The organism is Acinetobacter qingfengensis (assembly GCF_008693185.1).
Lineage (GTDB): Bacteria > Pseudomonadota > Gammaproteobacteria > Pseudomonadales > Moraxellaceae > Acinetobacter > Acinetobacter qingfengensis.
The window spans coordinates 45670-57982 of the sequence record NZ_VXKN01000013.1 but is presented as its reverse complement, the minus strand read 5'-3'; the positions used below and the strand labels follow the sequence as shown (position 1 = coordinate 57982).

The 12313-nt window shown below is 38.9% G+C and carries 8 protein-coding genes; all 8 read right to left on the bottom strand.

Annotated features, from left to right (window positions below; genetic code table 11):
* Nucleotides 1-88: 88 nt before the first annotated feature.
* Nucleotides 89-1135, bottom strand: coding sequence for a hypothetical protein (locus F4V57_RS13855; protein ID WP_070068749.1), 1047 nt, complete (start codon nt 1133-1135; stop codon nt 89-91).
* 80 nt (nt 1136-1215) lie between these two features.
* Nucleotides 1216-2106: a succinate--CoA ligase subunit alpha gene (gene sucD / locus F4V57_RS13850; RefSeq protein ID WP_070068748.1), complete on the bottom strand. Its 891-nt coding sequence runs from the start codon at nt 2104-2106 to the stop codon at nt 1216-1218.
* Nucleotides 2107-2117: 11 nt separating this feature from the next.
* Nucleotides 2118-3284, bottom strand: coding sequence for an ADP-forming succinate--CoA ligase subunit beta (gene sucC, locus F4V57_RS13845; RefSeq protein WP_070068747.1), 1167 nt, complete (start codon nt 3282-3284; stop codon nt 2118-2120).
* 250 nt (nt 3285-3534) lie between these two features.
* Entirely contained in the window at nt 3535-4971 is a 1437-nt protein-coding gene (lpdA, locus tag F4V57_RS13840; RefSeq protein WP_070068746.1) for a dihydrolipoyl dehydrogenase, read from the bottom strand.
* A gap of 76 nt (nt 4972-5047) precedes the next feature.
* Nucleotides 5048-6265 carry a 2-oxoglutarate dehydrogenase complex dihydrolipoyllysine-residue succinyltransferase gene (gene odhB, locus F4V57_RS13835; protein WP_070068745.1) on the bottom strand — a complete coding sequence of 406 codons (1218 nt, stop codon included), beginning with the start codon at nt 6263-6265 and terminating at the stop codon, nt 5048-5050.
* Nucleotides 6265-9105 carry a 2-oxoglutarate dehydrogenase E1 component gene (locus F4V57_RS13830; RefSeq protein WP_070068773.1) on the bottom strand — a complete coding sequence of 947 codons (2841 nt, stop codon included), beginning with the start codon at nt 9103-9105 and terminating at the stop codon, nt 6265-6267. Before F4V57_RS13830 ends, odhB begins: the two co-directional genes overlap by 1 nt.
* A 572-nt stretch (nt 9106-9677) precedes the next feature.
* Nucleotides 9678-10388 (bottom strand): succinate dehydrogenase iron-sulfur subunit, encoded by a 711-nt coding sequence (locus F4V57_RS13825; RefSeq protein WP_070068744.1) that lies wholly within the window; start codon nt 10386-10388, stop codon nt 9678-9680.
* A 14-nt stretch (nt 10389-10402) separates the two neighbouring features.
* Nucleotides 10403-12301, bottom strand: coding sequence for an FAD-binding protein (locus F4V57_RS13820; protein WP_070068743.1), 1899 nt, complete (start codon nt 12299-12301; stop codon nt 10403-10405).
* Between the last annotated feature and the right edge of the window lie 12 nt (nt 12302-12313).

The window sequence follows — 12313 nt, the reverse complement described above, 5'->3', positions numbered from 1 at the left end:
TTGCATCAGATTATACTTTGAGATTCAATTTAATATAGTCTTCAACTTCTAATTGATTGACTTAATTTTTAATATGTTCCAAGCTTTATTAAAGATTATTTTTTCCTAATGAGGTGTTAAACATTTTTCTATATTTATTCAAACTATGATATTTATCAGTTGAATCGATTAAAAAGCTTTGAAAACCATGTCTACGCTGTGGCTGATCAAACCAAAACGAATCAATTAAAGATTGATAATCTTGCAATGTTTGGTGATATTTTAATAATACAAACCAGTATTTTTCAGAAATTTCTTCATATTGAATAAGCCAAAATAAATAGCATAATTCGAATATAAACTGATATTGTCGCTGATTCTCTGGCTGTAAAATCAAGTTTTTCAAGTCATCCTGAATATGAAGGTATTGCAAAAATTGCCTAATTTCCGGATGTAAAAAAGGATTTTGATCTTTTTGTACATCTAACCAGAACTGTAAAAAAATTGCTGTATTCTGCTTTAAAGCAGAAGTAATATCGGTCTGATGATTACTTAAATAATGTGCATTGATTGCATAATAGCTTTGTTTGAAAGCTGATAATTGCTGACGAGATAAATAAAATTGGAAAATTTTCTGCTCTGCCTGAAAAACCAATTCATAATTTTCATTACTCAAATTTTTTTTAGAGAGCTGTATAATTTTATGATAAAAATAATGAACCTTAAATGGATCTTTTCCACTTAAATTTTGTGCCTTATAACTATAAACTTCGATTAATGTATCAATAACCTGATAATTATCTTGAGAAAATTGTTCAGCATATTCAATCAATTCATTGTACCAGTCATTAAACTGTGCTCTTTTTTCATTTGCATGCTGTTTTAATCTAATTAACATTGCCTGTAAAACAATCAGTTGAATCTCTAATACAGTATGCTGTTTAAAATGCTGTATAAAATATTCAGAACTAAAATTTTCTTCAGGATATTCACAACTATCTGACAAAACCATCAAATAAGCTTTGGCAACAAGAATTTGTACTTGTTCGTGCTCAAAAGGTTCATATTTAAAGATAAAGTTTTGTAAGTTTTCACTTTGTTCAAATTCATCTGTGATTTGCTTTAATTCTTTACCCAAGTTTTTCAAAAAAGACATGATCTACTATTAGCTTCTATTTTTTGTTATTTTAAGATGAAAGAACCCCATATCATAGGGTTCTTTGCAAAAATTTATGTCTATATTAGACCTTTAGATTGTAAAACTTTTAACATCGTTGCTCCAATTTCTGCCGGACTACGTGTATAAGCAATGCCAGCACGTTCAAATGCATTAAATTTTTCCTCTGCGGTACCTTTGCCTCCGGAAATAATAGCGCCAGCATGCCCCATACGTTTACCTTTAGGTGCTGTTACACCAGCAATATAACCAACAACAGGTTTAGTGACTTCAGATTGAATAAATTCTGCTGCTTCCTCTTCTGCAGTACCACCAATTTCACCAATTAATACAATGGCATCTGTATCAGGATCAGCCTGAAAAAGTTTTAATGCATCAATTTGATTCATTCCCGGAATCGGATCCCCTCCGATACCAATACAGGTAGATTGGCCTAAACCAAGCTGTGTCGTTTGTGCAACTGCTTCATAGGTTAAAGTTCCTGAACGGGAAATAATACCAATACGACCAGGGGTATGAATATGCCCTGGCATAATCCCAATTTTGCATTCGCCAGGTGTAATAATGCCCGGACAATTAGGACCAATTACCCTACTTCCATGACCATTTGATTCCAGATAACGTTTTACTTTGAGCATATCCAATGTGGGAACACCTTCCGTAATGACTACAATCAGACCAATACCTGCATCCACTGCTTCTATAATAGAATCCAGAACATAAGGCGCAGGCACATAAATCACCGATGCATCAGCTTCAGTTGCTTTAACAGCATCTTTTACAGTATTAAATACTGGTAATTCTAAATGAATACTGCCACCTTTTCCCGGTGTTACGCCACCCACGACTTTTGTTCCATAATCCAAAGCTTGTGCTGAATGGAAAGTACCATTTTTGCCCGTAAATCCCTGCACCAGAACTTTAGTATCTTTATTGATTAATATGCTCACGTTTATTCTCCTTATTCATTTACTGCTGCGACAATTTTATTTGCTGCATCGGCTAAACCATTTGCAGGTATTAATGTTAAGCCAGATTCTTTTAATAATTTTGCCCCTTGTTCTGCATTATTCCCCTGCAATCGCACTACTACTGGTACATTGACATGAACTTCTTTAACTGCTGCAATGATGGCTTCGGCAATCATGTCACATCGTACAATTCCACCAAAAATATTAATCAATACACCTTTTACCGAATGATCAGCCAAAATAATTTTAAAAGCTTCAATAACTCGCTCTTTCGTCGCGCCCCCACCTACATCCAGAAAGTTTGCGGGTTGTCCACCATACAATTTAATGATATCCATAGTTGCCATAGCTAAACCAGCACCATTGACCATACAGCCAATATTTCCTTCTAATGCAACATAATTCAGTTCAAATTCTGAGGCTTTTAGTTCCCGTTCATTTTCTTGTGTAGTATCACGTTGTGCAGCCAATTCAGGTAAACGATATAAAGCATTGGAATCAATGCTCACCTTGGCATCCACGGCAAGAATTTCACCATTTTCACGAATGGATAAAGGGTTAATCTCAAATAAGGCAAAATCATTATCTATAAATGCCTTGTAAGCCCCTGTCATGATTTTTACAAATTGATGAATTTGTTCGTCCTGTAAACCTAAAGAAAATGCTGCCTCTCTCGCCTGAAAAGGTAATAAACCGACCAATGGATCTACAGTAATTTTAATGATTTTATCTGGTGTTTGTTCTGCAACTTTTTCAATTTCTACACCACCTTCTGTTGATACCATAAAGGTCACACGGCGAGAAGCACGATCCACCACTGCACCCAAATATAATTCTCGTTGCACAGGATAAATATCCTGACAAATCAATACACTATTTACTGGCTGACCTAGTGCATCAGTTTGATAAGTAACCAATCTGCTTCCTAATAATTGCTGGGCAACCTGAGCAGCCTCTTCTTTTGAATTAACAACTTTTACCCCGCCAGCTTTACCCCGTCCACCAGCATGAACCTGCGCTTTAATAACTGCAAACCCACCATCAAGCTGAGTAAATGCCAAAGCAGCTTCTTCTGCAGTTGTTGCCAAAATACCTTGTTGTACTGGGATATCATATTGCTTTAATAATGCTTTTGCCTGATATTCATGTAAATTCATATTTTCCTTTGCCTCGTCCCTATATACGCTGTTATCGGATATGATGAAACATATATTGAATTTTGTTATGAATTAAATCTTATACACTGTTGCCAATTAATTACGTATCACGGCTGTATCTTGGCAAGATTTAAAACCAACGCTTATTCACACATTTTTTGTGCAATTTCATCTTATGATGACAAAGAAAAAGTGGCAACCTTTATTACAAAAGATTGCCACTTTCAATACGACTTTAGCTTAGTAAAGTCTATTTTTTACGTTTACGTTGAATTGCATGAATTGCACGGCCATCTACAGCCAATGCAGCTTCATGCACAACTTCTGAATAAGTTGGATGACCAAAAGTCATTAATTGTAAATCTTCAATAGAAGACACAAATTCCATTGCAATCATGCCCTGATGCACAATATCAGAAGCACCCGGTCCAATTACATGCATACCTAGTAAACGATCAGTTTTTTCATCAGCAACAAACTTAACAAAACCAGCTGTTTCACCAGCGGCTAAAGCACGACCATTTACCGCAAATGGGAATTGACCAGTTTTAACTGTATGACCTTTTTCAGTTGCCTGTTCTTCTGTCAAACCAACCCATGCTGCTTCTGGATGAGTATAAATTACGCTAATAATAGTATCGTAATTGACTTGTGCTGCATGGCCATGAATACGTTCAACAGCCATAACACCTTCTTCCATTGCTTTATGTGCAAGCATTGGACCACGTACCAAATCACCAATCGCATAAACACCTTCAACCGAAGTTAAACACTGGTCATTCACTTCAACAAAACCACGTTCTGTAAGTTTAATTCCAGAGTCTTCGGCCAATAAGCTTTCTGTGTAAGGTTTACGACCCACACAAACAATAACTTTATCAAAAACTTGTTCTTTATCTTCACCAGCTTGATTATATTTTACAGTGACTTCGCGACCATTTACTTCAGTACCAGAAACTTTAGCACCGATACGAATATCCAGACCTTGTTTAGTCAGAATTTTTTGATATTCCTTGGACAAAGCTTTATCAGCAATCGCAAGGAAACTATCAAGTGCTTCAAATACTACAACTTCAGCACCTAAGCGGCGCCAAACAGATCCTAATTCCAGACCGATTACACCTGCACCAATGACACCAAGACGTTTTGGAACTTCAGGAAATTTTAAGGCACCAGTTGAATCAACAATCAAATCTTCATCTACTGGAGCAACAGGAATATTTACAGGTACAGAACCAGAAGCCAAAATCACATATTTTGGCTCTAAAACCTGAGTTTCACCTTCAAATGGGGTGAATTCAACTTTTTTACCTGCAAGTAATTTACCTGTACCTTGCAACCATTCGATCCCATTGCCTTTTAATAATCCGGCAACGCCACCAGTCAGGTTATCTACAACTTTATCTTTACGTGCAAGGATCTTTTCTAAATCAAAAGTCACTTCACCTGTACTAATACCATGATCAGCAAGTTCATGTAAGGTAGCTTCATATTTATGGGAAGAGTCAAGCAGAGCTTTAGATGGGATACACCCCACATTCAAACACGTACCGCCTAAAGATGGTTTGCCATTATGAATGCGTTTTTCGATACAAGCAACTTTAAAACCAAGCTGTGCAGCACGAATTGCTGCTTCATAACCACCAGGTCCACCACCAATCACAACAAGATCAAATTGTTGAGACATTATTTTTATCTCCTAGATTTTGAGCAAGAGGGTCGCTCATGCTCAAAATAAAAATGGTTAAATGCGTAATTGTTTATTATAGATCAAGCAATAATGAAGCAGGTTCTTCAAGTAACTCTTTGATTGTTACCAAGAAACCAACTGCTTCTTTACCATCAATTAAACGGTGATCGTAAGATAATGCAAGATACATCATTGGCAAAATCTCTACCTGACCATTGACTGCCATTGGACGTTCCTGAATTTTGTGCATACCCAGAATTGCAGTTTGTGGTGGATTAATAATTGGTGTAGATAATAATGAACCAAATGTACCACCATTAGTAATCGTGAATGTACCACCAGTCATATCTTCAAGGCTTAGTTTACCTTCACGTGCCTTGGCAGCATAAGCACCGATACCACCTTCAATTTCTGCATAACTCATACGATCTGTATCGCGTAATACTGGAACAACCAAACCACGATCACTGGATACAGCTACACCAACATCATAGAAACCGTGATAAACAATATCATCACCGTCAATAGAGGCATTTACCGCAGGATAACGTTTTAAAGCTTCTGTTGCGGCTTTAATAAAAAACGACATAAAGCCTAGACGGGCACCGTGACGTTTTTCAAAGCGATCTTTATATTGTTTACGAAGTTCCATGATTGGCTTCATGTTTACTTCGTTGAATGTGGTCAACATTGCTGTTTCTTGTGTTGCTGATAATAAACGCTCCGCAACACGTTTACGTAAACGCGTCATTGGTACACGTTTTTCAACACGCTCACCTACCGCAACGCTTAGTGGTGTAGCAGCTGGTTTAGTTTGATGATTAACCACATCGTCTTTAGTAATGCGACCACCACGTCCTGTACCTTGTACGTCTGCTGCGTTAATTCCTTTTTCTGTTAGGGCTTTACGAACAGCTGGTGCCTGATCCTGTACATTGTCACGCTCAACAACAGGTGCTGCGCCTGCTTCAGTTTTTGCAGCAGCTTGTGCAACAGTTTCCGTATTATTGACGGCCTGAGTATTATCTGCACCGGATGCAGCTTGACCCGCAGCACCCGCTTCAAATTCAGCAATCACTTCAGCAGAAAGTACTGTGTCACCTTCATTTTTTACAATTTTACTAATTACGCCATCAGCAGGAGCTACAACTTCCAAAACCACTTTATCTGTTTCAATATCACAAATCACTTCATCACGTGATACAGATTCACCAGCCTGTTTATGCCAAGTTGCAATGGTGCCGTCAGCAACCGACTCTGGAAATACCGGTGCTTTAATTTCAGTTGCCATTATGAATTATCTCCTGTTTCTTCAACCTGAACGCCCAACGCTTCATGCACAAGTTGAGCTTGTTGTTTTGCATGCAAATAAGGTGAACCACAAGCAGGCGCTGCGGATGCTTCACGACCTGCATAACTGATTTGAATATTTCTACCCAGTGGTAAAAGGTCTTCATAAAGTTTAGGTGCCATAAACAACCAGGCACCCTGATTTTTTGGCTCTTCCTGTGTCCATACCACATTCTTAAGATTTGGATAACTTTCAATCAAAGAATCCAGTACTTGTTTCGGATATGGATAAAGTTGTTCAACACGCACAATTGCTGTATTACTTAGACCAAGCTCACGGCGTTTTTCAAGTAGGTCATAATAGACCTTACCACCACACAGTACCAAGCGTGTTACATCTGTTTTATTCATTGGATCGATTTCGTCAATAACCGTCTGGAACGTACCATCCGCCAATTCTTCCAATGTAGAAGTTGCCAATTTATGGCGTAACAATGACTTCGGTGACATCACAATCATTGGTTTACGAATTGGACGAATCACTTGACGACGTAATGCATGAAATATTTGTGCAGGTGTTGTTGGTGTTAATACTTGCATATTGTCTTCTGCACATAATTGCAAGAAGCGCTCAAGACGGGCCGATGAATGTTCAGGGCCCTGACCTTCAAAACCATGTGGTAAAAGCATAACCAAACCACAAAGGCGTTCCCACTTCGTTTCACCGGAGGAAATAAATTGATCAATCACAACCTGTGCGCAGTTCACGAAATCACCAAACTGAGCTTCCCAAATGATCAAACTACTTGGAACTGTTGTTGAATAGCCATATTCAAAGGCCAAAACAGCTTCTTCTGAAAGTAAGGAATCCCAGATGGCAAAGCGAGGTTGATTTTCCTTGATATTACATAAAGGAATATAGGTTGAACCATCTACTTGATTGTGTAATTTGGCATGTCGATGTGAGAATGTACCACGTCCGACATCTTCACCAGAAATACGAACCAAATGTCCTTGATCCAATATCGTTGCATAAGCCAGTGTTTCAGCTGCACCCCAATTTAATGGTACTTCGCCAGTCTGCATTTTCAGACGGTCGTCTACAACCTTGGCAACCTGACGCTGCATGACAAAACCTTCAGGCAACTTGGCCAAAGTTTGTCCTAACTCTTTCAAGCGATCAATACTAAATGTAGTATCCCAGACATCAGTATATTCATGACCCAGATAAGGTGTCCAGTCTACAAACAATGATGTATTTGGCTTACGTACCAATGCGTTGGCAACATGGTTGCCTGCTTCAAGATCGGTACGATAGTCTTCAATCATTTGATCAGCACTGGAACGATCAATAACACTTTCAGCAATCAAACGATCTGCATACAAGGTACGGGTCGTTGGCTGTTTGGCAATTTTTTGATACATGATCGGCTGTGTTCCAGCCGGTTCATCAGCTTCATTATGACCACGGCGGCGATAACAGAACAAATCGATGATCACATCTTTACGGAAAGTATGACGGAAATCATGTGCCAATTGAGTCACAAAAACTACAGCTTCTGGATCATCACCATTTACATGGAAAATTGGCGCCTGAATCATTTTGGCTACATCAGTACAATATTCCGTAGAACGGGAATCTCGAGGATCTGATGTAGTGAAACCGACCTGATTATTCACGATAATATGAACCGTTCCACCCACTGTGTAACCACGGGTTTGTGACATTTGGAAAGTTTCTTGATTGACACCTTGACCAGCAAATGCTGCATCACCATGCACAATCACTGGTAACACATCATCACCACCAATATCTTTACGACGTACTTGACGCGCACGAACTGACCCTTCAACCACAGGCCCAACGATTTCAAGATGTGATGGGTTAAATGCCAATGCCAAATGAACTTCTCCACCTGGAGTCATTACATTACTCGAAAAACCTTGGTGATATTTCACATCACCGGAACCTTTTTTATTTAAAGCCTTACCTTCAAATTCACCAAAAAGATCCTGTGGGTTTTTACCCATAATATTAACCAAAAGGTTTAAACGACCACGGTGTGGCATACCAATGACAACTTCCTTACATCCAACAATACCTGCACGTTGAATCAGTTCGTTCATCATTGGAATAAAGGATTCACCACCCTCTACACCAAAACGTTTTGCACCAACATATTTATTTCCGAGATATTTTTCTAAACCTTCGGCAGCAGTCAAGCGTTCTAAGAAATGTTTTTTCTGCTCTGCCGTAAATCCAAAAATCCCTTTTGCGCCTTCCAACCGTTGTTGGATCCAGCGTTTTTCTTTTGTGTCGACAATGTGCATGTATTCAGCACCAATGGAATTGCAATATATTGCCTCCATTGTAGATACCATATCACCTAATGTCGTTTCTGCCTTGCCAATCGCAAGATTACCGGCATTAAATACAGTATCTAAATCAGATTTTGATAAACCATGTGCTTCCAATGCTAAATCTGGTACGTCTTCACGTTTAGCCAAACCTAATGGATCAAGTTTGGCTTTCTGGTGACCACGATTACGATAAGCAGCAATCAACTGTAGTACAGCAATTTGACGACGTTCGTGTTCAGTACTGACTTCTGATTGTTGCATTGGAACAGCACGTCCAGAGTTGCGTGCCAGAAGTAAGAATTGCTCACGTACATTACTGTGAGGTTGATCACCTTTAGGAAACCGGCCAAAGTACTGACGCCAGTCTTCTGCAACTGAATCAGGCGATGTTAAATATTGTTCATAAAGTTCTTCGATATACGCTGCACTGTCAGCGGACAGTTCTGTGTCAAGACGCAATGCGTCAGCAACATCTTGCATGAGTGGACCCATTTCCTATCGCAAAATCAAGTTTGGTAATTTTTTAAATCACCTACGTTGAAAAACTTATTGGTAATAAGCTTCCATCATCCCTAATCGAGTCATTCAATCAGGGCGTTTAACAATGCCAGAATTTCTGACCTGGAAATAAATTTTTGTATCCAAAGCAATTTCTCACCCTGAAATAAATGTATTCCCTTAACTACTCCTGATAAAGGAGTATTTCTGCAAGACTTATGAATAAAAATAACATCTTTTTTTACTCTTATGCATAAGACCTAACTTTTCCTATAGCGATCTCTCATCCTTCTTTCTACGCACTATTTTAACTCATTTTTGTGATATAACATATACAAGTTGACAAATGCTAACATGAGTTTGGAGTTCATTTGATTTTTTACTAACATACCCCTTATAAAAATTTTAAATAGTTCAGTATACCCCTATATTTTTGTATATTTTCTCAGCACATTCAATTATTAATCGTGTTATTATTAGTTTGTGTAGACCAAAGTCTAAAATCACAGATTAAAAAAAACGCATCTTAAGATGCGTTTTTAACCTAATTCTTTTTAACCAGCTTGATCAAGCAACATGCTACGAATATGACCAATTGCACGTGTTGGATTTAGACCTTTCGGGCAAACTGATACACAGTTCATAATTCCTTTACAGCGGAATAAACTGAATGGGTCATCTAAACGTCCTAAGCGATCCTGCGTTGCCGTATCACGAGAATCAATAATAAAGCGATAGGCATTCAACAATGCCGAAGGACCAAGGAATTTGTCCGGATTCCACCAGAATGAAGGACATGATGTTGAACAACATGCACATAGAATACATTCATAAAGACCATTTAAATGTTCACGTTCTTCAGGAGATTGTAAACGTTCTTTTGGTGGTGCAGGCTGATTATTAATCAGGAACGGCTGAATCTTGTTATATTGGTCATAAAACTGATTCATGTCTACAACCAAATCTTTAATCACAGGTAAGCCCGGTAATGGGCGAATAGTAATTTCATTTGGTAAATCGTTTAGATTCCATAGACAAGCCAAACCATTTTTACCATTAATATTGACACCATCAGATCCACAGATACCTTCACGGCAGGAACGACGGAATGTCAATGATTCATCCTGTACTTTCAATGCAAGTAATGCATCAAGCAACATACGGTGCTTTTCTGTCAATTCTAGCTTGAAAGTTTGCATATACGGCGCTTTATCCTTATCAGGATCATAACGGTAGATATGAAATGTACGAGTACCTCTACTCATCTTGTTTCTCCCGATTAGAATGTACGTGGCTTAGGTTCGATTGGATCAACAGTCAATGGTCGATAACGCACTGGCTTGTACTCTAAATGGTTGTCTGAAGAATACCATAATGTATGTTTCATCCATTCATCATCACGACGACCATAAGGATATTCCGGATGATCTGGTGGTAATTCATATTCAACAACAGTATGCGCACCACGACATTCTCTACGTGCAGCAGCCGAAATTAAGGTTGATTTGGCAACTTCATAAAGATTTTCAACTTCCAAGGCCTCAATACGCGCAGTATTAAAAACTTTAGATTTATCCTTTAAATGAATATTGCGAATACGTGGTTCAAGTGCAAGAATCTGCTTAACACCTTCATCCAGTAATTCTTGTGTGCGGAATACACCTGCATGATTTTGTACAATTTCACGGATTTCATCTGCAACTTCCTGCGCATTTTCACCAGAAGTCGAATTATCCAATTTACGTACACGTTCAAGTGTATAATCCAAAACGTTATTTGGTAATGGCGCATAATCATCACCATGATGTTTGGTCACATAATCAATGATATGTTCACCAGCAGCTTTACCAAAAACAACCAAATCAAGTAGCGAGTTAGTTCCTAAACGGTTTGCACCATGTACAGATACGCAAGAACATTCGCCAATCGCATAAAAACCTTTCACAACTTTTACATAGTCAGGACAGTTACCTTCGTAAGAGTATTCTTTAGTTTCTTTATTATAATGCGTAGTTAATGTCGGGTTTTCCGTAGGAACCGGCACAACAACCTGTCCATGAATATTGGTCGGGATCCCCCCCATCTGATAATGAATGGTTGGTACTACAGGAATCGGCTCTTTGGTGATATCTACGTTGGCAAACTTCTTACCAATTTCAAATACTGATGGTAGACGCTTCATAATAGTATCAGCACCAAGATGCGTCATATCAAGCAGAATATAATCTCCTTTTGGCCCACAACCACGACCTTCTTTAATTTCCTGATCCATTGATCGTGAAACAAAGTCACGTGGTGCGAGATCTTTCAAAGTAGGAGCATAGCGTTCCATGAATGGTTCACCATCTTTATTACGCAAGATAGCACCTTCACCACGACAACCCTCTGTTAGCAATACCCCTGCGCCAGCAACACCTGTTGGGTGAAATTGCCAAAACTCCATATCCTGTAATGGGATACCCGCACGAGCTGCCATACCCAAACCATCACCAGTATTAATGTAAGCATTGGTAGAAGCACGGTAAACACGGCCTGCGCCGCCTGTCGCAAATAATGTTGCCTTCGCTTGAAATACAGCAACATTTCCAGTTTCCTGATCGTAAGCCGTTACACCAAGAACATCACCATCTTCATTGCGAATCAAATCCAGAGCAATCCATTCAACAAAGAATTCTGTGCCCATTTTTACGTTACTTTGATACAGTGTATGCAATAACGCATGTCCTGTACGGTCAGCAGCAGCACATGCACGTGGTACAGCCTTTTCACCATAGTTCGCAGAGTGACCACCAAATGGCCGTTGGTAAATAGTACCGTCATTATTACGATCAAACGGCATACCTAAATGTTCTAATTCATAAACAACTTTAGGGGCTTCACGTGTCATGAATTCACATGCATCCTGATCACTCAGCCAGTCACCACCTTTTACTGTGTCATAAAAGTGATAATGCCAATTGTCTTCTTGCATGTTTCCAAGCGATGCACCAATACCACCTTGTGCAGCAACCGTATGTGAACGTGTTGGAAATACTTTGGTTAATACTGCAACTTTTAAACCTGCCTGCGCAAGCTGATAAGATGCACGCATACCAGAACCACCACCGCCGACAATAACTGCGTCGAAAGTAAGCGTTTGAATATTTGTATAATCTTCTTTAGGGGTTAAAGCGCCCATGATCTCTTCCTA